We start from the raw sequence: 25,477 nt of genomic DNA, 5'->3' as shown, positions 1-25,477 counted from the left end.
CGTGGACAGCGTAAAGATTTTGATAATCAAAAATGGCAAGCGTCAACCCGCTGAGCTTCTCTGTGACTCCGAAAATCTAAGCATTACTTTTGTCATGGAAAATGGCTATCGAAATTCATACTCTGGCGACGATTTTTATAAATGCTTGGGTCATGTCAGGGAAGACCATCGTGATGTGACTTTTTTGTGTAAAGGAGCAAAAATAAACGTACACCCCTCTAGTATGTCCTCACAGATGTCGTTAGGCGTAAAAGCATATGAACTGACACTGGGAAAACAAGCATTAAGAAGTGATTTTGTGAGTATCTTTGATTACGAGGAAAACAATCTGACAAACGAACCTGAGGTTCAAGAAGAGTTTTTCATGCGATGGGTTGAGTCTGATATCTCCGACGAGTAGCTAGGGTAAAGATACAGTATCTGGAAAAAGCCCAGTTAGAACTGGGCTCATCTTCCGGTAAGACTTCGGACTTAACCACCCGAACCACTCGTACTCCCACCAGCACCACCCGTTCCTCCTCCCGCAGTCCCAGAACTCCCACCGCTCCCGCTTCCACTCATCCCAGAACTACCAGAGCCTCCAGACCCACTTCCAGAACCACTCCCCATCGAACCTCCACCACTCATCGCCCCGCTTCCTTTCTCCGGGCTGGTGCTACTTCCATTTGCATCACCACCATTCCCACCCTTAATAGTGCCAGGCGGCAACGCCTTCCCGTCCGCTGAGCCCGCATTCATTTCTGAATAAGGCGGCATCCCGCCCTTATCCACAGGTGCATCGGTGCCGGAGGACTGAGCAAACGCCGACATTGAGCCAGCCAACAACACGCCGATCACCATCACGGTCGTCAATTTTGACCTGATCATGGTGTATCTCCTTTAAAAGGTGCGTACCTGATTTCTGGCAGTCATCGCTTTTTATAGGTGCCGCACAATCGACGAGTGGCCTGCGCCACAGCGTATGTCAGCTCGGTTCGTTTGAGCCGTCTTCACCGGCAATGTCCGGATCGTCAGGGTGAGCTTCCACATCCCCACGCTTCACTTCATCAGACGGCAACTGCTCTACAGCGGTGTCGTCATCAGGCGGACGTTGATCACGACTCAGGGAATCGGTCGGTGAAGGCAGCGGATATTCGGGGGTATCGTCGATGTCGGAGTCTTTCGGATCAGCGTTCATATGGCACCTCTGGGGGGGCGTGAAAAGCAGGCCCTGAAGTTTCGAAGATTGCGCCCTGCATTGCGTTCGATCCGGGAGACGATCGGTCAAGTCCGTCGCAAAGCAGGGTCAATTTTCGTCCTCGTCCTCTTCCTCGTCTTCGAACTCGATATTTCCGACGTCGCCCGCATCATCGGAATCATTGAGCGGCACTGTTGCGTCATCCATCAGTGAGCCTGGGTCTTCGTTTCCTGGATCGTTAATGAACGGAAGCCCGCTCGGGCCTTTTTCTTCCTTGCCTTTGGTTTCAGGAGTCATGGCATGCCTCACAACATTCTGGGGTATATGAAGTTCGAGGTGACCCACGACCAAACGTTCCAGAATCCTACGACCAGAAACGAAAAACCCGGCGCTGGGCCGGGTTTGTGCTGTAACTCAATGTCGAATCAGTGATGTTTGTTTCTGTGCTTGTTTTTATGCTTATTCTTGTGGCCGTTACCGGAGTGTGAACTGCCGCTGTCGCTGCCCAAGTTGTTGCCTACCGCGCCACCCGCCGCGCCGCCCAGGCCAGCGCCAATGGTCGAACCGGTAGAACCGCCGAGGCTATTGCCGATCACCGAGCCACCGGCCGAGCCCAAACCACCACCAATAGCCGCTTCTGTACGACTGCCTTTCTTCGCGCCGACCGCGCTACCTGCCGCGCCGCCTACACCGGCGCCAATCGCAGCACCCGTGCTGCCGCCCATTTGCTGGCCGACCACGTTACCTAGCGCACCGCCAATACCACCGCCAACTGCAGCGGTGCCGTCACCGGCGGCCATTGCACCTTGAGCGACCAAAAGTCCCAGAACCAACGTGGACAATGTCAAACGCATGATATGAACCTCTAAATTCCGTATCGGGGGTAAGAGAACGCGTTACGGATGGCGTGAGTTTAACTTTTTCATCACGCCAGCGCTGATCGTTGGACAGCTGAAAAATTCGAAGAGCGCGAAGAAGAAATATTCAGATACGAAAAGCCCGGCATCAAGCCGGGCTTTTTGAGCTGATCGATCAGGATCAGTGACGCTTGTGACCTTTGGCCAGGTTGCTGCCCACGCCGCCGCCCAATGCGCCGCCCAAGCCTGCGCCAATGGTGGAACCGGTCTTGCCGCCCAGGCTGTTGCCGATCACCGAACCGCCGGCCGCGCCGACACCACCACCAATGGCTGCTTTAGTGCGGCTGCCTTTGCGTGCTGCAACAGCACTGCCGGCCGCGCCCGCTACACCCGCACCAATCGCTGCACCGGTGCTGCCGCCCATGCTCTGGCCGACCACATTACCCAGCGCGCCACCCAAACCACCACCGATGGCGGCAGTGCCATCACCCGCAGCCATCGCACCTTGAGCAACCAAAAGCCCCAGAACCAAAGCAGGCAGTGTTAAACGCATGACAAGAACCTCAACAAAAGGGGTAACCGAAAGGGGCGAGATTGAATGCTTTAAAGGAGACAAAGTCCAGACACGCACGGGTACAACCTCGCAATAGGCGACGGTTGGACAGCGTTTTTAGAAAAGGTTTTATGACAGGCAAAAAAAAGCCCGCTGGGGAACGGGCCAGGTACTGCTTTCTAACGGATGAGTTGAGCCTACGTAGGCAGGTGTGAAAAGTTTGTGAAATAAAATACCAACAGCGGGTTATGTATCTGTAGTTCAAATCCCAACAGCCGACCTTGTGGAAATGAAAACCCCGCTCAATGGCGGGGGCTGTTCGGTTGACGCTTACTTCCTGGAAGACGCCGTCACCCTCTTGGGCAAGAAATTCGCCTTTTCGGTTCGGGGCTTCTTGGATTTCACTTTGGCAACCTGGGCCCGGTCTTCACCAAAGCCCGACACATACTCCGCTTGACCACACTGCACGCAATTGTTGATCGGAAACTCAGACCCGTCGTCTTCGATATACGAATCAGCCATACCTTTCCCCTCTCAAAAAAGGGTCGACACCGGCAAGCCCTATTTGCCCGAAAAATATCGACCTTCAACGCTTTTGAGACTAGTCAGTCATGACTGGACTTGTAGTTCAGATTATTGCATCCCCGACGAACGGCCTCGTGACACATTCACCTCAACTTGACCGCCGTCCCGGTCACGAACACCACCACCATCCCGCCCTTCCCGGCCGGCATACTGATCTCATAATCAAGCCCCACCACCGCATCAGCTTGAAGTGCCCGCGCCCGATCCTTCAATTCGTCGGTGGCCTGAATCCGTGCTTCCTTAAACGCCCGCTCCAATGTCTGAGAGCGCCCACCGAAAAAATCCCGCATCCCGGCGAACATATCGCGGATAACGTTGACCCCCTGCACCGACTCGCCACTGACGATGTCCAGATAGGCGGTGATTTGTCGGCCTTCGATGGTGTGGGTTGTGGTGGTGATCATTAATTTTCCTTCTTCATGGCCCAGGTGAAACGAAGAAGCTGAAGACCGTGCTTTTCAGAGGATGGAAGTCGTACCTACAAAGGAGCCAAGAGCTGCAAAGTCGTTGAACAACGCAGCCGTGATGCGGAGCTCTTTTTTCATTGACTACTGCCTAAAAAGTTAGAGCAGCTTGACCAATACAGTTGTGACAGTGGCCACCGTGCCAATCAACCCAGTCGCCACAGCCACCGGATACCAAAAAGTTTCACGGGTCATCTTTCAGGCCTCGGCGTTCAGCTTGCGCTGCTCAGCCATCAGCTTGACGATCTCCACATGAACCTTTTCAAGTTCTGCCTGTTCCATGGTGAAGTCCTGCATAACGTGCGTGCGTCCATCCAGATAATGGGCCGCGTCATGTGCCTTGCCCGTTGATTCATTGTGTCCCCTAAAGGCGCAAAGCGAATACCCCTCACGAAACGACTCGTGTCAGGTGCTAAAACCTATGGAAGCTCCCAACTACCTGGCTTTCCAGCATTACTTCCCACATGCCTATCACCCGTCCTACATGAATTTCGGAAGCACCTTCGCCGATGAGCGTGGATCAATAACAGTGCTATCCACAAAATCCAGACACCAGAAACCACAAAACCCCTGACTTCTCTCGAAATCAGGGGTTTTGGTTACATCGAATTTGGCGGTGAAGGAGAGATTCGAACTCTCGATACAATTTCTTGTATACACACTTTCCAGGCGTGCTCCTTAAGCCACTCGGACACTTCACCGTATCTCGTCAAACATGTTCTGTCTGTCGAGGCGCGCTAATGTAGTCGAAAGCTTTTCCGATGGCAAACTTTTTTTGCAGAATTTTCATGCGCTTAGCGTTTTAGTCGTTCGAGCAGGTTCCAGTCCATGGCAAACCCGCCAATCTCCGGCTTCGCGCCCTCTTCTATATAGAGGGGAATGCGCGGCTGGCGTGGCGGGCGACGCTTGCCGGGCGGGGAAAGGGTGACTGGGCGGTCAGTCACGGCGCTTTACCTGGCCTGCAGCGGTGGGTAACGTCTGCGCTACTTTATTGAAAGGAATAGCGTCATGAGTGAGTTGATTTCCTACCATCTCGAAGACGGTATCGCGACCCTGACCTTGAGCAATGGCAAGGTCAATGCCATCTCTCCGGACGTGATTGCTGCGTTTAACGCCGCGCTGGATCAGGCAGTGACTGATCGTGCGGTGGTGATCATTACCGGTACACCCGGGATGCTGTCGGGCGGTTATGACTTGAAGGTGATGACTTCCGGCCCTAAAGAAGCCGTGGCGCTGGTGACTGCCGGTTCGACCCTGGCCCGTCGTCTGTTGGCGCACCCGTTCCCGGTGATCGTCGCGTGCCCTGGGCATGCGGTGGCCAAGGGCGCGTTCCTGTTGTTGTCGGTCGATTACCGCATTGGTGTCGACGGCCCGTTCACCATTGGTTTGAACGAAGTGCAGATCGGCATGACCATGCACCACGCCGGTATCGAGCTGGCCCGTGACCGTCTGCGCAAGTCGGCGTTCCACCGCGCTGTGATCAACGCTGAGATGTTTAATCCGCAAAGTGCCGTGGATGCCGGGTTCTTCGACCTGGTGGTGTCGGCCGAAGAGCTGCAAGGCGCGGCGCTGGCGGCGGCTCGTCAGTTGAAGAAGATCAACATGACCGCTCACAAGAACACCAAGCTCAAAGTGCGCAAGGCGCTGCTGGAGAGGCTGGACAACGCGATCATCCAGGATCAGGATTTTTTGGTTTAAACCCAAACGTGCCACACCGAAAAGCCCGACCGTCGTGTCGGGCTTTTTCTTACGCGCTCCGTTGAAAAGCCTACAACCGCTCTAGATCGCGTCTGCCCCATAAGTCGGAAACATGCGCTCAAACATCGCCTATCTCCCACCTCTATAGCGGCAATTGCCGAAAACAGTGCACATCCGTACACTGCGCCACCTTTTGTCCCGGTGGGGCCTGTAAATGCTGTTTGTGTTTCGTATGTTATTGATGGGCCTGCACTTTATCCTGGCCGGTGTGCTTGGGGTGATTCTCGGCCTGTGCCGACCGTTCAACCCGGACAACAGCCGTTTGTGTGCGCGTCTTTATGCATGGCCGGCGATGTGCATTTTGCGTCTGCGAGTGAAGGCCGACGTCGGACCGCTGATGGATAAACCCGACAGCTGCGTGATCATCGCCAACCACCAGTCCAACTACGATCTGTTTGTGTTCGGCAACGTGGTGCCCCGCCGCACCGTGTGTATCGGCAAGAAAAGTCTGAAGTGGGTGCCGCTGTTTGGTCAGTTGTTCTGGCTGGCGGGCAATGTACTGATCGATCGCGGCAATGCGCAGAAAGCGCGCCAGTCGATGCTGACCACTACCCACACGTTGCAGAATGAAGACACTTCGATCTGGGTCTTCCCGGAAGGCACGCGCAACCTGGGCGAAGAGTTGCTGCCGTTCAAGAAAGGCGCCTTTCAAATGGCCATTGCCGCCGGCGTGCCGATTGTTCCGGTGTGTGTCAGCAGTTACGTTAAACACATGAGATTGAACCGTTGGCGCAGTGGGAAGATTCTGATCCGCTCGTTACCGGCGATTCCTACGGCTGGATTGAGCCTGGATGACATGCCGCTGCTAATAGCCCAGTGCCGCGAGCAGATGCGCGAGTGCATCGCTTCGATGGATCGGCAACTGCAAGCCGCGTAAAAAAACCCGCCATGTGCGGGTTTTCTTTTGCCTGCGAGTTTTTGCCTGCGAACTCATCAGATTTCACTGACTCTCAAGTAGCAGACAGGGCTAAGCTGGACACTGCCTGCCACTGCCATCTTTGCTAATAGAAAGCTGCCAATAAGAAGTGAATCACTATCATGGGTAGAGTTGTTGCTGCTGCGGTTTATAGCGCTGGTAAGAAAGTCACCAATATCACCCTCGACGAAGGCGCTGCCTGGGCTGCAAAGCCTGGCCACTTTGTCTGGATCGGCCTCGAAGAGCCGAATGCCCAGGAACTTTTCAATCTGCAACGCCAGTTCAACCTGCATGAACTGGCCATCGAAGACGCCCTGGAAAAACACAGTCGACCGAAGTTGGAAACCTTCGGCGACGCGCTGTTCATCGTCACGTATTCGCCGATCCGGAATGAAGGAAAACTGGAGTTCATCGAGACTCATATCTTTGCCGGCAAGGGCTACATCATTACCGCACGCAATGGTCACTCGGCGTCCTACGCCCATGTCCGGCAGCGCTGTGAGGCGCGTCCGCTGTTGCTGGAGCATGGGGAAGATTTCGTACTCTATGCCATCCTCGACTTCGTGATCGAAAACTACCAGCCCATGGGTGAAGCGATCCATGCAGAGATCGATGAGCTGGAACGCAACGTCATGTGTAGTTCCCTGAACGAGCGCGACATTCAAAAACTCCATAGTCTGCGCCGGGATGTCTTGCGTTTGCGTCGTTATGCGGCGCCGATGGTAGAGATTGGTGAGGAACTGCAAAAGCTCAACTTTCCGTTCATCGACAAAAACATGCGCCCGTACTTTCGCGATGTGCAGATCCACGTCACGCGGCAGATGGAAGACTTGACGACCCTGGCGGACATTGCCAGCCAGACCATTGAAGTTGGGGTATTGCTGGAGGCGTCACGCCAAAGCGTGGTGCAGCGCAAGTTTGCGGCGTGGGCGGCGATTCTGGCGTTTCCGACGGCGGTGGCCGGGATATACGGGATGAACTTTCAGGACATGCCGGAGTTGAGTTGGCATTACGGTTATTTCGGGGTGTTGGGGGTCATTACGGTGGGGTGCGTAAGTTTGTGGGCGAGTTTCAAAAAGTCGGGGTGGCTTTAAGAAGCTGTTGTGGCGAGGGCGTTTGCCCCCTCGCCACAGGTTCGTTGTCAGCTCATTGAACCGATCCAGCTTCAGGCTTGTGCGCCACAAACCGCATCATCCACTCCGCAACGGTAGTGCCGTGATGCTCCTGGTCAAGGCTCGCCATACCTTTCGAATAAATCTGCTCGCCCAGCGCTTCCTGACGAATATCCAACAACGCGCGCGAGTAATCGTGAATGAACTCCGGATGCCCCTGGAAGCACAGCACCTGATCGTTGATGTGGTACGCGGCGAACGGGCAGAAATCGCTGGAAGCAATGACCGTGGCGTTTTCCGGTAGCGCGGTGACCTGGTCCTGATGGCTGATCAACAAGGTCAGCTCTTCCCTCACCGGGCTCATCCACGGCGCCTTGGCGGCGAGTTTGTAGTTGTGGGTGCCGACGCCCCAGCCTTGGGTCGCGCGTTCACTCTTGCCACCCAGCAGCAGCGCCAACAGTTGATGGCCGAAGCACACGCCCAGCAGTTTGTCGCCGCGCTTGTAGCGGGTCAGCAGGTAAGTCCTGAGGGTTTCAATCCACGGGTCGGTGCCGAAGGAATCGGCCTTGCTGCCGGTGACCAGGTAGGCATCGAACGTCAGCTCATCACCGGGATATTCGCCCTGCATCACGTTGTACACGGTGAACTCGGCAGCGATGGGTTGCTGCGAAAACAGACGCTGGAACATCTGCCCGTAACCCTGATATTGATCGACCAGTTCCGGACGAAGGATGTCGGTTTCCAGAATGCAGATGCGTAACGACATAAAAAATACCTGACACTTGATGGGAATAATGCACACCCCTGAGCCTGCCTTGAAACACAGTGGCAAGGCAAGCCCCGGAATGCGTCACCCGTCCCCTAGAACGCCTCCCCTTTAGCCGCTTTCTCCAGCAATAGCGCAGGGGGGGCAAATCGCTCGCCATACTGCTCCGCCAGGTACTGGGCGCGGGCGACAAAATCTTTCACGCCGTACTGATTGATGAACTGCAGCGCGCCGCCAGTCCAGGCGGCGAAACCGATGCCGAAGATCGAGCCGACGTTGGCGTCCGCCGTCGAGGTCAACACCCCCTCCTCCACACAGCGCACGGTTTCGATGGCTTGCACGAACAGCAGCCGATCACGCACGTCCTTCGGCGAAATCTGCCCGTCAGCCTTCTCGAAACGGCTTTTCAGCTCTGGCCACAGATGCTTTTGCCCTCCAGCCGGATAATCGTAGAAACCACCACCCGCTGCCTTGCCCGGACGCTTGTACTCGTTGAGCAGCAAGTCAATCACGGCGAACGCCGGGTGCTCAATCAGCGGTTTCCCTTCTGCTTGCAGGTCTTTGGCGGTTTGCTGGCGGATATGGCTCATCAAGCTGAGGGAAACTTCGTCGGAGATCGCCAGAGGTCCGATCGGCATGCCAGCCTTGCGCGCTTCGGTCTCGATCATCGGCGCGCTCACGCCTTCGCCCAGCATGGCGATACCTTCGTTGGTGAATGTGCCGAACACCCGCGAGGTGAAGAAACCGCGACTGTCGTTGACCACAATCGGCGTTTTCTTGATTTGCAGGACGAAATCGAACCCGCGAGCCAGGGTTTCGTCGCTGGTGTGGGCGCCTTTGATGATTTCCACCAAGGGCATTTTCTCCACGGGGCTGAAGAAATGCAGACCGAGGAACTTGCTCTGATCCGGCACGGCGGTCGCGAGGCCGCTGATTGGCAAGGTCGACGTGTTGGAAGCAATCACCGCATCCGGACCAACGACCTTTTGCGCCGCCGAAGAGACGCTGGCTTTCAAATCGCGATCTTCAAACACCGCTTCAATGATCAGATCACAACCGGCCAGGTCGGCATCGCTGTCAGTGGGGTGAATTCGCGCCAGCGTTGCATCGCGCTGATCGGCACTCAATTGGCCACGAGCAACCTTCTTGTCCAGCAGCGCCGCCGAATGAGCCTTGCCCTTCTGTGCGGCCGCAAGATTGATGTCCTTGAGCACCACCTCGATGCCGGCTGACGCGCTGACAAAGGCGATTCCGGCGCCCATCATGCCTGCGCCCAGCACGCCCACACGATGCGTCACGTAAGGTACAAAGCCTTGGGGCCGCGAGCCGCCGGCATTGATTTCGTTGAGCTGGAACCAGAACGTGCCGATCAGGTTTTTCGACACCTGGCCGGTGGTCAATTCGGTGAAGTAACGGGTTTCGATCAAGTGCGCGGTGTCGAAATCCACCTGTGCACCTTCCACCGCGGCGCAGAGAATTTTCTCTGGCGCGGGCAGGCAGCCCTGGGTTTTGCTGCGCAGGATCGACGGCGCGATGGCCAGCATTTGCGCGACTTTCGGGTTCGACGGCGTGCCACCCGGAATCCGGTAACCCTTCACATCCCAGCGCTGCACAACCGAAGGATTGGCGATAATCCAGGCGCGAGCCTTGGCCAGCAGTTCATCACGATCCGCCGCCAACTCATCAATCAAACCTGCCCGCAACGCCTGCTGCGGCCGGACTTTCTTGCCCTCGAGCAGGTACGGCAAGGCTTTTTCAATACCGAGCATCCGCACCATGCGCACCACCCCGCCGCCGCCCGGCAACAGGCCGAGGGTCACTTCCGGCAGGCCGAGTTGCACCGAAGAATCGTCCAGCGCAACCCGGTGATGGCACGCCAGGCAGATTTCCCAACCGCCGCCCAACGCGGCGCCGTTGATCGCGGCGACCACCGGTTTGCCGAGGGTTTCCAGGGTGCGCAGCTGCCCTTTGAGTGTCAGCACCATGTCGTAAAAGGCTTTGGCTTCGGGCTTGCCGACCTTGATCAGTTCATTGAGGTCGCCGCCGGCGAAAAAGGTTTTCTTGGCCGAGGTGATGATCACGCCAGCGAGGGTGTCTTTGTCGGCAACGAGTCTGGCAACACACCCGGCCATGGCTTCGCGGTAAACCGCGTTCATGGTGTTGGCGCTCTGGCCCGGCATGTCGATGGTCAGGACGACGATCTTGTCCTGACCTTTTTCGTAACGAATGGCTTCAGTCATGGAAGGTTTCCTTGAAGTCGGAGCTCAGAGGCGTTCGATGATGGTGGCAATGCCCATGCCGCCGCCGACACACAGCGTCGCGAGGCCATAGCGCAGGCGCCGGGTTTCCAGTTCATCGAGCAGCGTGCCGAGGATCGCGCAGCCAGTGGCACCCAGCGGGTGGCCCATGGCGATGGAGCCGCCGTTGACGTTGACCTTGTCCGGGTCGATCGCCATGTCCTTGATGAATTTCAGCACCACCGAGGCGAAAGCTTCATTGACCTCGAACAAGTCAATGTCTTCAATCCGTAGCCCGGCCTTGGCCAGTGCCTTGCGAGTGGCCGGCGCGGGGCCGGTGAGCATGATGGTCGGGTCGGTGCTGGTGATGGCGGTGGCGACGATCCGCGCCCGCGGTTGCAACCCTAGCGCCCGACCCTTGGCTTCGGAGCCGATCAGCATCAGCGCCGCGCCATCGACGATCCCGGAACTGTTACCCGCCGAGTGCACATGGTTGATCCGCTCGACATGGCTGTAGACCCGAAGCGCGGTGGCATCGAAGCCCATTTGCCCGATCATCTCGAAGCTCGGCTTGAGCTTGCCCAAGCCTTCCATGGTCGATCCGGCGCGGATGAATTCATCGTGATCGAGCAGGATGATGCCGTTCTGGTCCTGCACCGGCACCAGCGATTTGTTGAACGAACCGTCAGTCCTTGCCCGCGCTGCCTTTTGCTGAGAGTGCAGCGCATAGGCATCGACGTCCTGACGGCTAAAGCCTTCGATCGTGGCGATCAGGTCAGCGCCCACGCCTTGAGGGGCAAAATGGCTGTGAAAACTGGTTTCCGGGTCATGTGCCCAGGCGCCGCCATCGCTGCCCATCGGCACGCGAGACATAGACTCGACGCCGCCGACCACCACCAGGTCTTCGAAGCCGGAACGCACCTTCATCGCGCCGAGGTTCACCGCCTCCAACCCCGAGGCGCAGAAGCGGTTGATCTGCAAACCCGCCACGCTGACGTCCCAATCCGCCACTTGGGTCGCGGTTTTGGCGATGTCGGAACCCTGGTCGCCGATGGGCGTCACGCAGCCCAGTACCACATCGTCGACCTGACTGGTATCGAGAGACGTGCGCTGTTGCAGCGCCGTGAGCAGCCCGGCGACCAGGTTCACCGGTTTGACGCTGTGCAAGGCGCCATTTGCCTTGCCTTTGCCGCGGGGCGTGCGTAACGCGTCGAAAATCAAAGCTTGGGTCATGACGTCCTCGAACCTGGGCGGGGGTGTAAATGCAGAGTCTCCACTCTTAGGCCCGGCGGCCGTGGATTCAATGACCGCAGCGCTCACTGACGTTGACGGTCACGCTCAGACGGACGGTAGGCAACCACCGGATTAACCGTTTCGCGACACCAAGCTGTCTAGCAAACGGGCGCCCAAGAAGCTGGCAATAGGCCTCATGCCTTTTTAAGAGCAATTTATGTGAAGTCCATACGAAATGGATCTAAACCAAGCGTGACGCGGGCTCTAAGGTGAACTTGTACGAAGTTGTCGTCGGGTTTTGCCGAGGCGCTCGTCAAACAGGAAGTGCAACGCTCTGCCGTCATGGAGAAATGCAGGCAGGCATCAGGAAATAACAATAAAGGCGGTCAAGCCATGTTCAAACAATCGAAAGTACGTCAAGCCGGGCTCATTCTTTTCGCCACTACGCTGTTGTTGATTTTGCCGAACCTGACCAAGGTGATCGGCTAGTCGGTCAATAAAAAATACGGCGCCAGGGTTTATCGCCCTCTAAAAATGTGACTGGCTCGCTACCCGGGCCAGCGTGGGTGTGCCACCCTTTGCGGCACTACCACGACATGGACGGCGATCATTTGAAAACGCTCATTCTTTTCGGGGCCTTGCTGCTCAGCACGCCTCTGTCTGCCGCACAGCTGAACCTCGAGCTGGGCGCGAGCAGTCGCACCTGGCAAACCGAGGAGTTGCTCAAGCATCCTCAGGTTCAGACCCTCACGATCAGCAACGACGTTTCCTACAAACGGGACATGAGCTATCGCGCTGTTCCGTTGGCTGCGTTGTTGACGGGCATCAAGCCTGAAGACCATTTACAGGCAGTAGCCCTGGATGGTTTTGCCGCAGAACTGTCAGCCGCGCCGTTGCTCAACACCCAGGGTGCGCGCGCATGGTTGGCGATTGAAGAACCCGACAAGCCGTGGCCACCGCTGTCGGAAGGCAAACCCGGCGCCGGGCCGTTCTATCTGGTCTGGACCGATCCACAGGCGAGCGACATCAGCCCCGAGCAATGGCCCTTTCAAGTGGCGAGCATCAAGCGCATGGCACCAGTGGCCGAGCGCTTCCCTACCCTGCTGCCTGATCCGGCGTTGAAGGCTGACGATCCGGTGAACAAGGGCTTTGCGCTGTTTCAGAAAAATTGCCTGGCGTGTCATCGATTGAACGGCGCCGGGGATGCGCAGTTTGGGCCGGACCTGAATATTCCGTTTAACCCGACCGAGTACTTCGGCGCGGATTTCCTCAAACGCTACATTCGTGATCCGCAGAGCTTGCGCCAGTGGCCTCAGGCGAAGATGCCCGGGTTTTCGGCGACGGTGCTGCCGGACGGGGATCTGGAGAGGTTGGTGGGGTATTTGAAGCATATGGCGGGGCGCAAAGTTAAACCCTGACACTACCCCCCTGTGGGAGCGAGCCTGCTCGCGATGGCGCCTGTTCAGTCAGAACTGCTGCGACTGACACACCGCTATCGCGAGCAGGCTCGCTCCCACAGGGGATTTGTGGTGTTCCGGATTATTGCTGTTGGACGGAGATAATCGGCATCGGCGTCGGCGAAACAAACACCTTCGCATGCATCTGCTCGCAACCACCACCACGCCGCATGCCACGCACCGGGCAGGCATCCAGGTAATCCAGGCCCACCGCCAGTTTCAGATGACGCTCAGGCCGCGCCAATTCATTGGTCACGTCGAAGCTGTACCAGGCGTCATCGAGCCAGGCTTCCGCCCAGGCGTGACTGGCCAGGTGTTCGCTGTTTTCGCTGTACAAATAGCCCGACACATAACGCGACGGAATGCCCAGGCTGCGAGCGCAGGCGAGAAACGCGTGGGTGTGGTCCTGACAAACGCCCGAACGCCCGGCGAAGGCCTGGGCGGCGCTGGTGTCCACTTCGGTGGAGCCCGGCGTGTAGGTCATGTGCTGGTTCAGGCCATGCATCAAGTCGATCAGCGCCGTGCGATCCCGGCGCTGCTTGCATTCTTTCTCGGCGAACGCACGCAGGGCTTCGTCGGCTTCGGTCAGGCGCGTGAAACGCAGGAACGGCAGCGCCGACTGGCTTTCATGTTCCGCCTCGCGTAATTCGTCGATGTCCACCTGGCCTCGGGCGCCGATGATGATCGCCTCGTGTGGCTCGTCCAGGGTCAGCACGTGCAGGATGTTGCCGAACGGATCGAGTTGCGCGCGCACCGGGCGCGGCAAGTCGAGCTGCCAGCTGAGCACGTGCTGGCGCTCGCTGTCGTGGGGTGTCAGTCGCAGGTACTGGATGCTCGCCCGCACCTGATCTTCGTAGTGATAGGTGGTCTCGTGGCTAATGGAAAGTCTCATGCAGCCTCCAGGTAGGAACTGTGTATGGCGTTACCCAACTGGCGCACCAGCGGGATGAACTCGGTCAGCCAGGCGTGCAGGCCTTCGTCGAGAATTTCGGTGATGCCGGTGTAGCGCAGGCGTGCGTCCATTTCCGCTGCCAGGCGTTGCGCGGGACGACCGTTGGCCCCCGGCAACTGGGCAAGGATCTGGTCGATTTCTTCGGTACAGGCACGCAATGAACGCGGAACGTCAGCGCGCAGCAACAGCAACTCGGCCACATGCCGGGCGCCGGGCGCATCGCGGTAGATCTCGGTGTAGGCCTCGAACGAGGACAACGCCCGCAGCAAAGCACTCCACTGGTAATACGCATGAGCGGTGCCATCACTGACCGCCTCGGCCTGATCGCCAGCCATTTCGTAGCGGGCGTCGAGCAGGCGCAACGTGTTGTCGGCCCTTTCGATAAACGTCCCCAGACGAATGAAGCGGAACGCATCGTTACGCATGATCGTGCCGTAGGACGCGCCGCGAAACAGGTGGGAACGTTCCTTGATCCACTCGCAGAATCGGCTCATGCCGTAGCGACTCAAGCCCTGATCGGCAATCCCGCGGATTTCCAGCCAAGTGGCATTGATGTTTTCCCACATGTCGGCGGTGATTCGCCCACGCACTGCATGGGCACTGGCCCGCGCGGCGCCGAGGCAGCTGTAGATGCTTGCCGGGTTGGCCGCGTCCAGGGCGAAGAAATGCAGCAGCCGTTCGGCGTGCAATTCGCCGTGGCGCTCCAGGTAATCGTCCAGGGTGCCGGTGATCAGCAACGGCATGGCGAGTTCGTGCAGACCGTCACCACGGCCATCCTGTGGCATCAGCGACAGCGAATAACTGATGTCGAGCATCCGCGCGAGGTTTTCCGCCCGCTCCAGGTAACGCGACATCCAATACAAATCCGAGGCAGTTCTACTTAACATGGCAGGCTTCCTTCAATCCTCGACCACCCAGGTGTCCTTGGTTCCACCGCCCTGGGATGAATTCACCACCAGAGAGCCTTCGCGCAGGGCAACACGGGTCAAACCGCCGGGCACAACCCGGGTTTCGCGGCCAGACAATACAAACGGACGCAGGTCGATGTGGCGTGGAGCGATGCCGTTTTCGACAAAGGTCGGACAGGTCGACAGGGACAACGTCGGTTGCGCGATGTACGCATGGGGCTTGGCTTTGATCCGCGCGCGGAAAGACTCGATTTCCGCCGCCGTCGCCGCCGGCCCCACCAGCATTCCGTAACCGCCGGAGCCCTGGGTTTCCTTGACCACCAGTTCCGGAAGATTGGCCAGTACGTGGGACAATTCGGAGGAATTACGACACTGCCACGTCGGCACATTCTTCAGAATCGGCTCTTCATCCAGGTAGAAACGGATCATGTCCGTGACGAATGGATACACCGACTTGTCGTCCGCGACTCCGGTACCGATGGCATTCGCCAGCACGACATTGCCGGAGCGGTACGACGACAGCAGCCCTGGAACGCCGAGCATCGAGTCCGGGTTGAACGCCAGCGGATCGAGGAATGCATCGTCGAGGCGACGGTAGATCACGTCGACGGCTTTCGGCCCGTCCGTGGTGCGCATGAACACCTTGTCATCCCGCACGAACAGGTCCGCGCCTTCTACCAGTTCAACGCCCATTTCCCGCGCCAGAAACGCATGTTCAAAGAACGCGCTGTTGAAACGACCCGGCGTCAGTACCACCACGCTCGGGTTATCGATCGGGCTGGAGCTTTTCAGGGTGTCGAGCAACAGGTTCGGATAGTGGTCGATAGGGGCAATGCGCTGGGCCGCGAACAACTCGGGGAACAACCGCATCATCATCTTGCGGTCTTCGAGCATGTAGCTGACGCCGCTCGGTGTACGAAGGTTGTCTTCAAGCACGTAGTACGTGCCGTCGCCATCGCGCACCAGATCGACACCGGAGATGTGGGAATAGATATCGCGGTGCAGATCCAGCCCTTGCATCGCCAACTGGTATTGCTCGTTGGCCAGCACCTGCTCGGCCGGGATGATGCCGGCCTTGATAATGCGCTGCTCGTGATAGAGGTCGGCGAGGAACATGTTCAACGCCTTTACCCGCTGAATGCAGCCGCGCTCGACCACTCGCCATTCACTGGCGGGGATGCTGCGGGGGATGGTGTCGAAGGGAATCAGGCGCTCTGTCCCTTGCTCATCACCATAGAGCGTGAATGTAATCCCGGCGCGATGAAATAACAGATCGGCCTCGCGTCGCCGTTGTGCCAAAAGCTCGTCAGGCGTTTCGGCCAGCCAACGGGCAAACTCCCGATAATGCGGGCGGACCTGGCCGCCGGCATCGTACATCTCATCAAAATAGGTGCGGATCATGCCGTACTCCTTGTCACCCGGACATCTGGGCTTCGCAAAGCCCGTGCCATCGGCATAAACGCTTTTATATCAATCAGTTGGATAATCGCACTGCACGCACCGCACCAATCCTGTGCGGTAAATGCCCCCACCTGATCGCCCCCGCTTCATTGCGAAGCAATGTTGTCGCCTATCAGCAGCATAGCCAGAGTTGATTTCACTGCCCGGGAGTGGATGCGGATAATCCGCGCATTCTCTGAAAATCTTGACGAACTTCCCTTTAGCCGCCGGTTTAGGCGGCTTTTTTTTGCATTTTTGAAACGTTATGAATCAAAAACACGATCAAGAGATCGCAGCCTCGTTTCACCTGTAGGAGCTGTCGAGTGAAACGAGGCTGCGATCTCTTGATCTTTTCTACCCCCACAAACGAAAACGGCCAACCCGAAGGTCAGCCGTTGCTGAGTGTTGTCACTGTTCATAAGTTATGCGAGTCGCCCTCGTACCTCCTGCTTGACGCCCCATCCTTCGATGATGCCGCCCAAAGGCTCGACCACCGCCTCGAAATCCTGCTCAAAATCGCCGATGCCGTCATAAGTGGCGTACATCACTTTGCTCAGTTCCAGGTACCACGCGCCGTCGTCGCGCACGCTGATTTGTGCATTCAAGGATTCACCGCAGTAATGCCCTGCCGCCCTGCGCGCCCGCTCCTCGTCCGGAAAAATGGCGTAGAACTCGATGGGATGGAATCGTGAAAAGTCGAAGCCGCCTTCTTTCATGCGGCGCAAGACGCTGGTGCTGATGTCTTCTTGATAGGCTGTGCTCATGAAACGTCCCCCTCAGACCGATGGATAGACTTTCCGTATTCCCGGCACTCGCAACCGAATGGGGCGAGCGATGCGGCAACAACGTTGCCGGTGGGAAGCAAGCATGTAGCTGACAAGACCAGACCTTAGCGATCCGTTCGCTGATCTCGATTGCAGAGTAGCCTCAAGATAGAGCCGCTGCCAAGGCCTGGTTAGGAATGTGACAGGAGATGTTCAGATTGGCGTGATGCTGAGGATTTCAATGCTGTTCTGGGTTTTCAGACTTTTGACAGTCGGATCATCGGCGCGCCCTTCCAGATCGTTGAGGTCCAGTTCGGCAGCCACAGGCAGACGCCGGGCGCGAATAAGTTTCGCGGCTTGCTCGTTGTTCGGGCACTCCTCGCTCTCGAACACCTCGTCAACTTGCTCACCGTGATCATCAACGAAAGTGACTTTCCACTTTTGCATCAGGTGCCTCCTCGATAAAACCCATGGATGGGTTTACATGTATCTCGACATTCTTCCCCGGCCAATCGTTCAACCGGACTTTCTATAAGTGAAGCATGAAAAAAGGGCCATCTGCGGTGTGTTTTCACACAACCTGAGAGGGCCCTTTCTGGCTTGCTCGATATCAGTCGTTGCTAGGCTTGTTCACAGCCTGCAGGACGTATTGCGGCATGGCGAACGCGCCGATGTGGATTTCCGGGTTGTAGTAGCGGGTGATGATGCCGCTGCCGGCGAAGCGCTGCTGCAAGGTTTCGCGGGACAATTTGCGATAGGCGGTATTGGTCGCGCCCCAGGCGAAGGTCATGGCGCCGCCGATGTAGGTCGGCACAGCTGCCTGATAGAAGTGCCAGTCCGGGAACAGGCTGCGCAGGCGCCCGGCGGTGGTTTTGACTTCTTCGATTTGCATGAACGGCGTGCCGTTCTGGGTCACCAGGATGCCGCCTTCGTTCAGGCAGCGACGGCAGGCCTGGTAGAAGTTTTCCGAGAACAGCACTTCGCCCGGGCCGATCGGGTCGGTGGAATCGGAAATGATCACGTCGAATTTTTCGGTGGTGGTGGCGACGAAACGCATGCCGTCGTCGATCACCAGGTCCAGGCGTGGATCAGCGAACGCACCCTTGGAGTGGTTCGGCAGGAATTCCTTGCACATGTCGACCACGGTGCCGTCGATCTCGACCATGGTGATGTGCTCGATGCTGCGGTGCTTGGCCACTTCACGCAGCATGCCGCCGTCGCCGCCACCGATGATCAGCACACGCTTGGCGGTGCCATGCGCCAGGATCGGCACGTGGGTCAACATCTCGTGGTAGATGAATTCGTCGGCTTCGGTGGTCTGGATCACGCCGTCCAGCGCCATGACGCGGCCCATGCGCGGGTTTTCGAAAATCACCAGGTGCTGGTGTTCGGTGCGCACTTCGTGCAGCAGTTTTTCCATGCGAAAACGCTGGCCGTAGCCTTCGTAGAGGGTTTCCAGATACTCGCTGGTCGGGGTGTCGCTCATGGGAAGTGCTCCGATGAATGCGGGTGGCAACGGACGGTTACCCGCCCATGATGGCCAATCGATCAGCTCGATTGCCCCGGGAAAGGCGCGAATTCTACGTTGCTGAACATGACAGGTCGAACCTTCGTCTGTCGGGTAGGCATAGAACAGTGTGGGAGCGAGCCTGCTCGCGATAAACGATAACGCGGTTTACAGGGAAACCGAGGCGTCTGCATCGCGAGCAGGCTCGCTCCCACAGGGGAAAGGTGTCGGCTTTGGGTGCGTATTCAGATTCGGACGTTGCCTCGTGGCCCGGCGATGGCCCAGATGATCAGGCCCAGTACCGGCAGCAGCAGGATCAGCAGCACCCAGATGATTTTCATCCCTGTGTCGGCACCACTTTTGAGCACGTTGATGATTGCCCAGATGTCCAGGGCAAGAATAATCAGGCCAATCAGACCGTTGAACGTGGAACCCATGGTGTCGCTCCCTAAGAGTGGTGTGCACTCTTAGGATAGCCGGGCCTTGCGAGGGTTCCGTTTTTTTAAACGTGGACGGCGATTTTGAGGGCTTCCAGCGAGGGTGCGGCAGCGATGCCGACTTTGGCGCACAACTCGAGTACGCGCGGCACGTCGTTGCCGTAGACCAGCACCACTTGCAGTTCGTCGTCGAGCAACTGACTGAAGTTCATCAGCGTGTAACCGCCGTTTTCCTTGTTCATGCTGCCCATCTGCACCTGAATGCGATTGAGCGCGGTCAGGGCTTCAGTCTTGGCCAGTTGCTTGGGCTTGATATTGAAATCAACCCCGGGACCGAACGAGGAAACGATCTGGGCGAACAGGTCCACATAGGTGTCTGCCTGGAACAATACGGTCTCCGGAAGACTGCCGACGACGACCCACTCGCCCAGCGGAATCGGGAACGTTTCGTCGTAGTTGATATCCGGATTGGCCGTCAGAAAAGCCTCGGGATCGGCGTAGGCCTGGGCCGCTTCGTCGGCGACTTTCAGGATTTCGTCATCGCTCATGCACCCGGAGCTGATTTTGCTGATGAGTTCGACGAGTGCGGCTTTCATGGGGCGGAATCCTGTAGCGAGGGAATTTTGAAGGCGCGAAGGATAGCGCATTACGCCCTGCAATTCCTGTGCGCGAGCATGGCCGGGATTGTTGACCCACATCAAGATCCAGCCCCCTGAGTAGCGGCACAATAATGGCACCTTGCCGAAACTGTTTCCGCTATCAGAGAAGACCTCCATGATGGGTGCCTGGCTTAGCAATATCTCGCTGAAATACAAATTCTGGGCGGTCAACGCCGTCGCCTTTGTCACGACCTTGTTGTTGGTGTTGTACGCCGTGCAGCTCGAACAACAGGCCCGCAGCCATGCTTATCAGGCCTCGGCACAGGCCCAGGCGCGACTGCTCAACGCCTGGCCTGCCGGGCAACCGCTCCCCAAAGCCGAAAACGTGCTGACGTTCAGTCGCGGGCAGGCACCGTTGCTGAATGGGCAGCCAGTTCTGGAACTGGCCGATACCAACGGCTGGGTCGGCATCAATGCCATGCCGCTGTTCGGCAACAACCCGTTGATGGGCGCCGAAGTGTTTACGCGTACGGATGGCAACCAGGTCGCGGTGATTGCCCATGGCCCGAGCCTGACCCAGGTATTTGGCGAGCGTTTTCCCAACTATGCCGTCGCGGTCGCGATCCTGATGCTGGCGATGCTCGGCGCTTCGCAATTGTTGATCCGCTTCCTGCTCAGCCAGCTCAATACGCTGAAGGACGTGATGCTCCACGTCGAGAAAACCGGTGACCTGTCCGCCCGTGTGCCGCTGGCTTGCACTGACGAAGTCGGGCAGATGGCCAATGCCTTCAACGCCATGCAGGCCGGTTACCAGCGGGTGGTCAACACCGTCGCCAGCACCGCCCGGCAACTGGATGTCGGCGCGGCGCGGCTGGCGTCGAGCATGAACGAGGTACGTCACGGCATGCTCGGCCAGCAAAGCGAAACCGATCAGGCCGCCACGGCGATCAACGAAATGACCGCCACGGTCTATCACATTGCCCAGCACGCCGGCGCCACCCGCGACCTCTCGCAAACCGCCGACACCCTGGCCGGCAGCGGGCAGGAAGTGGTCAGTCGGGTGCAGAAGTCAATTGCCGGCCTGTCCAGCGGGGTGCAACAGACTGCCGAGATGATTCAGCGTCTGGCCGAGGACAGTCAGAAGATCAACGGCGTGGTCAGTGTGATTCACAGCATCGCCGAGCAGACCAATCTGCTGGCGCTGAACGCAGCGATTGAAGCGGCCCGTGCCGGTGAAATGGGTCGCGGTTTTGCGGTGGTCGCCGATGAAGTGCGTAACCTGGCCAAACGTGTCCAGACCTCCACTGACGAGATCACGATCATGGTTTCCGCGTTGCAGGCCGGGACTCGGGACGCGGTGGATTTCATGCAGGAAAGTTCGTTCAAGGCCGACGATTGTGTGCAGCAGGCTCAGGAAGCCGGCGCAGCGTTGGCGGAAATCACCAGCGCCGTGGCACAGATGCGCGAAAGCAATACGCAAATCGCGGTGGCGGCCGAGCAGCAGAGCCACGTGGCGGAAGAGATGAATCGGGCGGTGGTGAGCATTCGGGATGTGACCGAGAACACCGTGCAGCAGACCGTGGATTCGGCGACGACCAGCAATGAGCTGGCGGCGTTGGCGGGGGAATTGAGCAAGGCCATCGGTCAGCTCAAGCTGTAAGGGCCCCTTCGTCGGATCGCCGCCCGGAGCCGGCTCGCTCCCACAGGGTTAGCGCCATTTCAATACTTGCGCATTACCTGTGGGAGCGCGGCGATCCGACTTGCTCGCGAAGGCGTCAGCCCGGTCAACATCAATATTGACCATGACACCTATCACTCCGATAGCCAGCCTTGATTCGCCGACTGGTTTGGCCCGGCCTATTCTTTGTTCAAGCGCCTCAACGAACCAAGGATTACCATCATGGGCAAACGTCACCCCAACCTTCCCGCCTGGCAATGGCGAGCGTACCCGAACAATCACCAGCACCCGACCAATCTGGTGCTGCACCTGATTGCCGTGCCGCTGTTCGTCGTGGCGTTTCTGCTGATTGTCTCGGGCGTGTTCAGTCTGAGTTTCGCGAATGTCGCGATTGGCGTCATCGGCCTGCTCGCCGCCCTCGGCCTGCAACGCCACGGTCATCGCCTGGAGGCACAAGCTTCCGAGCCGTTCAGTGATCGCAAAGATGCCGTGTCGCGCTTGCTGGTCGAGCAGTTTCTGACCTTCCCACGGTTCTTCCTGAGCGGCGGCTGGTGGCGCGCCTGGCGTGAGCGCCACCGTCGTCACTGATCAGGCGAAAATCGTCACTGTCTGCCGGCTCATGGCAATCAACTGACCGTCCGCGTTCCACAATTTCGCGGCCGCATGACCGTAGCCGTCAGCGGCATGCTCGATCTCGACGAGGTATTTGCACCAGTCCAGCGTGCTCAGTTCGAGCAACGGCTGGACGAATTCGATGGTCCAGGTCAGCGTGCTGCCCATCGCCGGTTTTTTCAGGTGCGGCAACAGCGCCGGAGGCCAGGCGTCGACCAGCGCCAGGATATGCGACTCGCTGACTGCCTCTTCTTTTATGTCCCCACGTAAGCGCACCCAGCCGCCCATCTCGCGGGATTTGTTACCCGTGAATGGCAGGCCGCCGACACTCCAGCGCATCGCCAGATGCTGCATGAATTCCGGGGTCACGCCTTTGATGTAAGGCAATTCCTGGCAATCGTCCCAGTGCTTCATCTCGGGTGCCGGTTCGGCGATCACCGCCACTTCCGACGGCCGCGAGGCGCCGAAGCTGCCCTGGACCAACGTCACCACCTGGCCCTTCTGCATCGCCCGCCCCAGCACCTGGCTGACCGCTTTGCCTTCGCGCAATACATCGACTTCAAAGCTGACCGGCACTTCAGGCTCGACCGGGCCGACAAAGGTGATCGCCAGCGAGCGCACCGGACGATCCGCCGGGACTTTTGCGCGCATGGCTTCGTACTGCAAAGCGGCCACCAGGCCACCGAAACTGGCACGCCCCTGAGCCCATTCGGCCGGAATAGACAGCTCCAGCGGCTGGCTGCGGACAGCGTCGAGCAGATCGGAAAAGCGCATGGAAACCTCAGAGCGGGAAAAGGATGAAGGAATCTTAACCAGCCCGCGAGGATGGCACAGCGCTTATTCCGGCCAAAGAGGCTGACAGATAGGCCGGATAGCACCGCCATCTCTGTAGCAGCTGCCGAAGGCTGCGTTCGGCTGCGAAGCAGTCGCTAATCCGGTTATCTCGGTATACCTGTAAACCGCATTGGCAGGTTTTACGACTGCTTCGCAGCCGAACGCAGCCTTCGGCAGCTGCTACATAGAGCGGTCTGTTTTGGCGTCAGGATTTGAAACAGGCAGCGCTGAGTTTGTCGAGGACGCGGTCGGCACGGCCTTCGGCCTTCGCCATGGCGGTTTTCCAGGCCGTGACGCAGGGCTGCAAATCGGTCTCCTGCTCGGCCATGGCCAGCCATTGCAAGCAATCGTGCCAATCGCCCAAGGCACCTTGCGCGGACTTCAAGCGCGGCATCGCCGCTTTCGGCAATCGATCCAGTTCGGGATAGGCTTCGATGCCATAGCGCACACGCTTGATCAGCAGGCGCAAACGGTGGCGATCATGTGCCGGATCGTGCAGGGCTTCGTCGAGTTTTCCCCACTGTTTGGCCAAACGTTTTTCGATGCTCTGACGCAAGCCCTTGAGCAAGCCCTGACGTTGGGAGGCCCGCAGAAATCGCGGAAAGGCGTCGAGGATCATCAGCAACTGCGCCACTTCAGGACTCGTCGCGACCGCCGGGTAAGCCTCGGCCATCTGCGCCATACGCCGATGGGCAGCCTCGGGTTGATCATGCTCGAGCAGGTACGCCGCCAGCACTTCGCGATCACGCAATGGCGTGGTCAGGTCCCCGACCCGGGACGCCGCCGCTTCCAGCTGTTCGACCCCGGGCAAGCCGCGCAATGGCCGCAGCAGACTGCGCAAACGGCGAACCGTGGTACGCAGATCGTGCAGCGCTTCAGGGTCGGTCCGGGCACTCAAGCGTGCCTGACAGGCCAGCAAACGAACTTCGAGGCCCAGGACATGAGCCACCAACCGGTTAATCATGGGGGTTTACTCCGTAAACAACTGCAAGCCGCCAGCCGAAATCCGGGGTGACCGACTGATTGCTTGCAGCTTAGAGCTTAGAGCTGCTTTCAGCGCCCCGCGCGCGATTCACGAATATAGAAACGCGCCTTCTCGGCCTTCTTGGCGCAGCCTTCGAACGCTTCGAATTGCTGCTGGGTCTTGGCGCCGGTCAGCAGCGACAGGGCCTTGGAATAGCTGACAGTTCCGGCAAAACCTTCAGCCTTGGCCAGATCCAGTTCACGCCACGCGGCATCGATCCCGCTACCGCAGCTGTCACGGTAAGCGGTTTTGCCGGCACATCCGGCGAGTGCCAGGGCCATCAAAGGCACACAGATCCATGCTTTCATTACTCACACCTCAAAGATAGGTAAACAGTCGTGCAGTTAAGACGGTCTGGCGCGTGAAAAGTGCCTTGGCCCCGCCTCGGAAACTCTAGCGCTCGCGAGAATACCCATCTGCCGCCAAAGAGTGTCGAAAAAACGACGCCCTCGCCTCGCGGAACGACCTTAACGATTGAAGCGCGCCCCTCGATAGGTGCATTGTTGAACCTTGTCAGACGAGGGCGATTCATGAAAAAGCGTGTCGCGCTGGTGCTGGGCTCAGGCGGGGCCCGGGGCTACGCCCATATCGGGGTCATTGAAGAAATCGAACGGCGTGGCTATGACATCGCCTGCATCGCCGGATGTTCCATGGGCGCGGTGGTCGGCGGGATCTATGCCGCCGGCAAACTTGACGAATATCGCAACTGGATTGAAAGCCTGGACTACCTCGACGTCTTGCGTCTGGTGGACGTCAGTTTTCGTCTGGGTGCGATTCGCGGGGAGAAGGTTTTCGGGCAAATCCGCAAGATCGTCGGCGAGATCAATATCGAAGACTTGCGCATCCCCTACACGGCGGTGGCCACCGACCTGACCAACCAACAGGAAATCTGGTTTCAGGAAGGCTGCCTGCACCAGGCCATGCGCGCTTCGGCGGCGATTCCCAGCCTGTTCACCCCGGTGATGCAGGGCAACCGCATGCTGGTGGACGGCGGCATCCTCAACCCTTTACCGATCGTGCCGGTGGTGTCGAGTCATTGCGACCTGATAATCGCGGTCAACCTCAACTCCACCAACCAACGCCACTATCAACTGCCGGTGATCCAGCGCCCGGCGGCGTTCAAGACCCGCTTCGACAGCCTGATCAGCTCGCTCGGTTCAAAATTGCCATTTCGCCGCAAACAGGCGGAACAATTGCTGCTGCTGGAAAAGGAAGCGTTGATGGCAGAAGCGGCCGAGATCAACCCGTGGATCGAATCCGCCGAACCCGAAGCCCAGCAACCGGCCGCCGCCCCTGAACGCGCCGGCGCACCGAAGTCCGCCACCGGCTCGTTCATCATCGACAACGTCGGACCGGCGTCTTTGCTGGACCTGATCAACCAGAGTTTCGAGGTGATGCAAACCTCATTGGCGCAGTACAAGATCGCCGGTTATCCGCCGGATATTTTGATCAACGTGCCAAAGCGAGTGTGCCGGTTTTTCGAGTTTTACAAGGCGCCGGAACTGATCGCGTTGGGGCGGGAGATTGCACGGGATACGCTGGATCGGTATGAGAATGAGCGGGATTCCTGAAGTTCTCGAGTGAAGCAACTGGCCCCATCGCGAGCA

The 25,477-nt window shown here is 58.2% G+C and carries 28 protein-coding genes, 1 tRNA gene and 1 pseudogene; 8 read left to right on the top strand and 22 right to left on the bottom strand.

All coding sequences use genetic code 11. The features are described from left to right. Window position 1 precedes the first annotated feature (1 nt). Window positions 2–400, top strand: a complete 399-nt coding sequence (locus tag JFU47_RS26350; protein ID WP_201186781.1) for a hypothetical protein — start codon at window positions 2–4, stop codon at window positions 398–400. Window positions 401–964: 564 nt separating this feature from the next. Here the strand turns inward: JFU47_RS26350 and JFU47_RS26345 are convergent. The 8 genes and pseudogenes from JFU47_RS26345 to JFU47_RS26310 all read right to left on the bottom strand — a co-directional run bounded on the left by JFU47_RS26345 (window position 965) and on the right by JFU47_RS26310 (window position 4,580). Next, entirely contained in the window at window positions 965–1,177 is a 213-nt protein-coding gene (locus tag JFU47_RS26345) for a hypothetical protein (RefSeq protein WP_056744178.1), read from the bottom strand. 108 nt (window positions 1,178–1,285) lie between these two features. Beyond that, window positions 1,286–1,474: a hypothetical protein gene (locus tag JFU47_RS26340; protein ID WP_140679828.1), complete on the bottom strand. Its 189-nt coding sequence runs from the start codon at window positions 1,472–1,474 to the stop codon at window positions 1,286–1,288. 128 nt (window positions 1,475–1,602) lie between these two features. Then, window positions 1,603–2,031: a glycine zipper domain-containing protein gene (locus tag JFU47_RS26335; protein WP_201186779.1), complete on the bottom strand. Its 429-nt coding sequence runs from the start codon at window positions 2,029–2,031 to the stop codon at window positions 1,603–1,605. Between the two features lie 184 nt (window positions 2,032–2,215). Then, window positions 2,216–2,587 (bottom strand): hypothetical protein, encoded by a 372-nt coding sequence (locus JFU47_RS26330; protein ID WP_059404653.1) that lies wholly within the window; start codon window positions 2,585–2,587, stop codon window positions 2,216–2,218. Between the two features lie 668 nt (window positions 2,588–3,255). Next, window positions 3,256–3,576 (bottom strand): YbjQ family protein, encoded by a 321-nt coding sequence (locus JFU47_RS26325; RefSeq protein ID WP_201186777.1) that lies wholly within the window; start codon window positions 3,574–3,576, stop codon window positions 3,256–3,258. A gap of 159 nt (window positions 3,577–3,735) precedes the next feature. Further along, window positions 3,736–3,918 (bottom strand): annotated as a pseudogene (locus JFU47_RS26320) (hypothetical protein). Window positions 3,919–4,247: 329 nt separating this feature from the next. Further along, a tRNA-Ser gene (locus tag JFU47_RS26315) sits at window positions 4,248–4,337 on the bottom strand. Between the two features lie 93 nt (window positions 4,338–4,430). Beyond that, window positions 4,431–4,580, bottom strand: coding sequence for a hypothetical protein (locus tag JFU47_RS26310; protein ID WP_185049171.1), 150 nt, complete (start codon window positions 4,578–4,580; stop codon window positions 4,431–4,433). Between the two features lie 64 nt (window positions 4,581–4,644). On the opposite strand from JFU47_RS26310, the gene JFU47_RS26305 reads away from it, so the two are divergent. The 3 genes from JFU47_RS26305 to JFU47_RS26295 all read left to right on the top strand — a co-directional run bounded on the left by JFU47_RS26305 (window position 4,645) and on the right by JFU47_RS26295 (window position 7,404). Next, entirely contained in the window at window positions 4,645–5,334 is a 690-nt protein-coding gene (locus JFU47_RS26305; protein WP_201186775.1) for a crotonase/enoyl-CoA hydratase family protein, read from the top strand. A gap of 214 nt (window positions 5,335–5,548) precedes the next feature. After that, window positions 5,549–6,271, top strand: coding sequence for a 1-acylglycerol-3-phosphate O-acyltransferase (locus JFU47_RS26300; protein WP_056744165.1), 723 nt, complete (start codon window positions 5,549–5,551; stop codon window positions 6,269–6,271). Between the two features lie 161 nt (window positions 6,272–6,432). Next, window positions 6,433–7,404: a magnesium and cobalt transport protein CorA gene (locus JFU47_RS26295; protein ID WP_201186773.1), complete on the top strand. Its 972-nt coding sequence runs from the start codon at window positions 6,433–6,435 to the stop codon at window positions 7,402–7,404. Window positions 7,405–7,456: 52 nt separating this feature from the next. Here JFU47_RS26295 and JFU47_RS26290 read toward each other — a convergent pair whose 3' ends face one another. The 3 genes from JFU47_RS26290 to JFU47_RS26280 form a co-directional block, all read right to left on the bottom strand. Beyond that, entirely contained in the window at window positions 7,457–8,188 is a 732-nt protein-coding gene (locus JFU47_RS26290) for an amidotransferase (RefSeq protein WP_201186771.1), read from the bottom strand. A 95-nt stretch (window positions 8,189–8,283) separates the two neighbouring features. Further along, on the bottom strand, window positions 8,284–10,428 hold the full coding sequence (locus JFU47_RS26285) for a 3-hydroxyacyl-CoA dehydrogenase NAD-binding domain-containing protein (protein ID WP_201186769.1): 2,145 nt from the start codon (window positions 10,426–10,428) through the stop codon (window positions 8,284–8,286). A 24-nt stretch (window positions 10,429–10,452) separates the two neighbouring features. Continuing rightward, window positions 10,453–11,658, bottom strand: a complete 1,206-nt coding sequence (locus tag JFU47_RS26280; protein WP_201186767.1) for an acetyl-CoA C-acetyltransferase — start codon at window positions 11,656–11,658, stop codon at window positions 10,453–10,455. 596 nt (window positions 11,659–12,254) lie between these two features. Here JFU47_RS26280 and JFU47_RS26275 point away from each other — a divergent pair. Further along, window positions 12,255–13,076: a c-type cytochrome gene (locus JFU47_RS26275; protein ID WP_201187344.1), complete on the top strand. Its 822-nt coding sequence runs from the start codon at window positions 12,255–12,257 to the stop codon at window positions 13,074–13,076. Between the two features lie 121 nt (window positions 13,077–13,197). Here JFU47_RS26275 and JFU47_RS26270 read toward each other — a convergent pair whose 3' ends face one another. The 8 genes from JFU47_RS26270 to JFU47_RS26235 form a co-directional block, all read right to left on the bottom strand. Then, the gene (locus JFU47_RS26270) at window positions 13,198–14,007 is read right to left on the bottom strand and encodes a transglutaminase family protein (protein ID WP_123364683.1); all 810 of its coding nucleotides are present in this window, start codon (window positions 14,005–14,007) and stop codon (window positions 13,198–13,200) included. After that, window positions 14,004–14,954 (bottom strand): alpha-E domain-containing protein, encoded by a 951-nt coding sequence (locus JFU47_RS26265; RefSeq protein ID WP_008148807.1) that lies wholly within the window; start codon window positions 14,952–14,954, stop codon window positions 14,004–14,006. The genes JFU47_RS26270 and JFU47_RS26265 overlap by 4 nt, the downstream gene beginning before the upstream one ends. Before the next feature lie 12 nt (window positions 14,955–14,966). Next, window positions 14,967–16,376, bottom strand: a complete 1,410-nt coding sequence (locus JFU47_RS26260; RefSeq protein ID WP_201186766.1) for a circularly permuted type 2 ATP-grasp protein — start codon at window positions 16,374–16,376, stop codon at window positions 14,967–14,969. A 461-nt stretch (window positions 16,377–16,837) separates the two neighbouring features. Beyond that, window positions 16,838–17,179 carry a ribonuclease E inhibitor RraB gene (locus tag JFU47_RS26255; RefSeq protein WP_008148805.1) on the bottom strand — a complete coding sequence of 114 codons (342 nt, stop codon included), beginning with the start codon at window positions 17,177–17,179 and terminating at the stop codon, window positions 16,838–16,840. Window positions 17,180–17,392: 213 nt separating this feature from the next. Then, window positions 17,393–17,626, bottom strand: coding sequence for a hypothetical protein (locus JFU47_RS26250; protein ID WP_140679845.1), 234 nt, complete (start codon window positions 17,624–17,626; stop codon window positions 17,393–17,395). Window positions 17,627–17,789: 163 nt separating this feature from the next. Next, a complete protein-coding gene (gene speE, locus JFU47_RS26245; protein WP_201186764.1) occupies window positions 17,790–18,665 on the bottom strand; it encodes a polyamine aminopropyltransferase in 876 nt (291 codons plus the stop codon). Window positions 18,666–18,931: 266 nt separating this feature from the next. Next, the gene (locus tag JFU47_RS26240) at window positions 18,932–19,123 is read right to left on the bottom strand and encodes a PLDc N-terminal domain-containing protein (RefSeq protein ID WP_008148797.1); all 192 of its coding nucleotides are present in this window, start codon (window positions 19,121–19,123) and stop codon (window positions 18,932–18,934) included. 65 nt (window positions 19,124–19,188) lie between these two features. Then, on the bottom strand, window positions 19,189–19,719 hold the full coding sequence (locus JFU47_RS26235; protein ID WP_046047937.1) for a hypothetical protein: 531 nt from the start codon (window positions 19,717–19,719) through the stop codon (window positions 19,189–19,191). A 181-nt stretch (window positions 19,720–19,900) separates the two neighbouring features. Between JFU47_RS26235 and JFU47_RS26230 the strand changes: the two genes are divergently transcribed. After that, complete coding sequence (locus JFU47_RS26230) at window positions 19,901–21,382, top strand: methyl-accepting chemotaxis protein (RefSeq protein WP_140679909.1); 1,482 nt, start codon at window positions 19,901–19,903, stop codon at window positions 21,380–21,382. A 240-nt stretch (window positions 21,383–21,622) separates the two neighbouring features. Beyond that, on the top strand, window positions 21,623–21,988 hold the full coding sequence (locus tag JFU47_RS26225) for an Mpo1-like protein (protein ID WP_140679849.1): 366 nt from the start codon (window positions 21,623–21,625) through the stop codon (window positions 21,986–21,988). Here JFU47_RS26225 and JFU47_RS26220 read toward each other — a convergent pair whose 3' ends face one another. The 3 genes from JFU47_RS26220 to JFU47_RS26210 all read right to left on the bottom strand — a co-directional run bounded on the left by JFU47_RS26220 (window position 21,989) and on the right by JFU47_RS26210 (window position 24,178). Then, window positions 21,989–22,786 carry an acyl-CoA thioesterase gene (locus JFU47_RS26220; protein WP_201186762.1) on the bottom strand — a complete coding sequence of 266 codons (798 nt, stop codon included), beginning with the start codon at window positions 22,784–22,786 and terminating at the stop codon, window positions 21,989–21,991. It lies immediately after the preceding gene. 265 nt (window positions 22,787–23,051) lie between these two features. Next, window positions 23,052–23,810 (bottom strand): CHAD domain-containing protein, encoded by a 759-nt coding sequence (locus tag JFU47_RS26215; RefSeq protein ID WP_201186760.1) that lies wholly within the window; start codon window positions 23,808–23,810, stop codon window positions 23,052–23,054. Window positions 23,811–23,899: 89 nt separating this feature from the next. Continuing rightward, the gene (locus JFU47_RS26210) at window positions 23,900–24,178 is read right to left on the bottom strand and encodes a hypothetical protein (protein ID WP_140679856.1); all 279 of its coding nucleotides are present in this window, start codon (window positions 24,176–24,178) and stop codon (window positions 23,900–23,902) included. Between the two features lie 222 nt (window positions 24,179–24,400). Here JFU47_RS26210 and JFU47_RS26205 point away from each other — a divergent pair, with 222 nt between their 5' ends. Further along, window positions 24,401–25,441, top strand: a complete 1,041-nt coding sequence (locus tag JFU47_RS26205) for a patatin-like phospholipase family protein (RefSeq protein WP_123364677.1) — start codon at window positions 24,401–24,403, stop codon at window positions 25,439–25,441. Window positions 25,442–25,477 lie beyond the last annotated feature (36 nt).

It is taken from the genome of Pseudomonas sp. TH39(2020), assembly GCF_016650715.1.
GTDB lineage: Bacteria > Pseudomonadota > Gammaproteobacteria > Pseudomonadales > Pseudomonadaceae > Aquipseudomonas > Aquipseudomonas mandelii_C.
The sequence above is the reverse complement of the archived record's forward strand: the minus strand, read 5'-3'. Positions and strand labels throughout refer to the sequence as shown.

Excerpts from the sequence above, each read along its gene's own strand:
- JFU47_RS26285 (WP_201186769.1), bottom strand. The coding sequence starts at position 10,428 with ATGACTGAAGCCATTCGTTACGAAAAAGGTCAGGACAAGATCGTCGTC.
- JFU47_RS26340 (WP_140679828.1), bottom strand. The coding sequence starts at position 1,474 with ATGACTCCTGAAACCAAAGGCAAGGAAGAAAAAGGCCCGAGCGGGCTT.
- JFU47_RS26305 (WP_201186775.1), top strand. The coding sequence starts at position 4,645 with ATGAGTGAGTTGATTTCCTACCATCTCGAAGACGGTATCGCGACCCTG.
- JFU47_RS26290 (WP_201186771.1), bottom strand. The coding sequence starts at position 8,188 with ATGTCGTTACGCATCTGCATTCTGGAAACCGACATCCTTCGTCCGGAA.
- JFU47_RS26275 (WP_201187344.1), top strand. The coding sequence starts at position 12,255 with ATGGACGGCGATCATTTGAAAACGCTCATTCTTTTCGGGGCCTTGCTG.
- JFU47_RS26325 (WP_201186777.1), bottom strand. The coding sequence starts at position 3,576 with ATGATCACCACCACAACCCACACCATCGAAGGCCGACAAATCACCGCC.
- JFU47_RS26295 (WP_201186773.1), top strand. The coding sequence starts at position 6,433 with ATGGGTAGAGTTGTTGCTGCTGCGGTTTATAGCGCTGGTAAGAAAGTC.
- JFU47_RS26235 (WP_046047937.1), bottom strand. The coding sequence starts at position 19,719 with ATGAAAGCCGCACTCGTCGAACTCATCAGCAAAATCAGCTCCGGGTGC.
- JFU47_RS26330 (WP_059404653.1), bottom strand. The coding sequence starts at position 2,587 with ATGCGTTTAACACTGCCTGCTTTGGTTCTGGGGCTTTTGGTTGCTCAA.
- JFU47_RS26220 (WP_201186762.1), bottom strand. The coding sequence starts at position 22,786 with ATGCGCTTTTCCGATCTGCTCGACGCTGTCCGCAGCCAGCCGCTGGAG.
- JFU47_RS26225 (WP_140679849.1), top strand. The coding sequence starts at position 21,623 with ATGGGCAAACGTCACCCCAACCTTCCCGCCTGGCAATGGCGAGCGTAC.
- JFU47_RS26250 (WP_140679845.1), bottom strand. The coding sequence starts at position 17,626 with ATGCAAAAGTGGAAAGTCACTTTCGTTGATGATCACGGTGAGCAAGTT.
- JFU47_RS26280 (WP_201186767.1), bottom strand. The coding sequence starts at position 11,658 with ATGACCCAAGCTTTGATTTTCGACGCGTTACGCACGCCCCGCGGCAAA.
- JFU47_RS26270 (WP_123364683.1), bottom strand. The coding sequence starts at position 14,007 with ATGAGACTTTCCATTAGCCACGAGACCACCTATCACTACGAAGATCAG.
- JFU47_RS26265 (WP_008148807.1), bottom strand. The coding sequence starts at position 14,954 with ATGTTAAGTAGAACTGCCTCGGATTTGTATTGGATGTCGCGTTACCTG.
- speE (WP_201186764.1), bottom strand. The coding sequence starts at position 18,665 with ATGAGCGACACCCCGACCAGCGAGTATCTGGAAACCCTCTACGAAGGC.
- JFU47_RS26210 (WP_140679856.1), bottom strand. The coding sequence starts at position 24,178 with ATGAAAGCATGGATCTGTGTGCCTTTGATGGCCCTGGCACTCGCCGGA.
- JFU47_RS26240 (WP_008148797.1), bottom strand. The coding sequence starts at position 19,123 with ATGGGTTCCACGTTCAACGGTCTGATTGGCCTGATTATTCTTGCCCTG.
- JFU47_RS26260 (WP_201186766.1), bottom strand. The coding sequence starts at position 16,376 with ATGATCCGCACCTATTTTGATGAGATGTACGATGCCGGCGGCCAGGTC.
- JFU47_RS26335 (WP_201186779.1), bottom strand. The coding sequence starts at position 2,031 with ATGCGTTTGACATTGTCCACGTTGGTTCTGGGACTTTTGGTCGCTCAA.
- JFU47_RS26205 (WP_123364677.1), top strand. The coding sequence starts at position 24,401 with ATGAAAAAGCGTGTCGCGCTGGTGCTGGGCTCAGGCGGGGCCCGGGGC.
- JFU47_RS26230 (WP_140679909.1), top strand. The coding sequence starts at position 19,901 with ATGGGTGCCTGGCTTAGCAATATCTCGCTGAAATACAAATTCTGGGCG.
- JFU47_RS26215 (WP_201186760.1), bottom strand. The coding sequence starts at position 23,810 with ATGATTAACCGGTTGGTGGCTCATGTCCTGGGCCTCGAAGTTCGTTTG.
- JFU47_RS26345 (WP_056744178.1), bottom strand. The coding sequence starts at position 1,177 with ATGAACGCTGATCCGAAAGACTCCGACATCGACGATACCCCCGAATAT.
- JFU47_RS26255 (WP_008148805.1), bottom strand. The coding sequence starts at position 17,179 with ATGAGCACAGCCTATCAAGAAGACATCAGCACCAGCGTCTTGCGCCGC.
- JFU47_RS26300 (WP_056744165.1), top strand. The coding sequence starts at position 5,549 with ATGCTGTTTGTGTTTCGTATGTTATTGATGGGCCTGCACTTTATCCTG.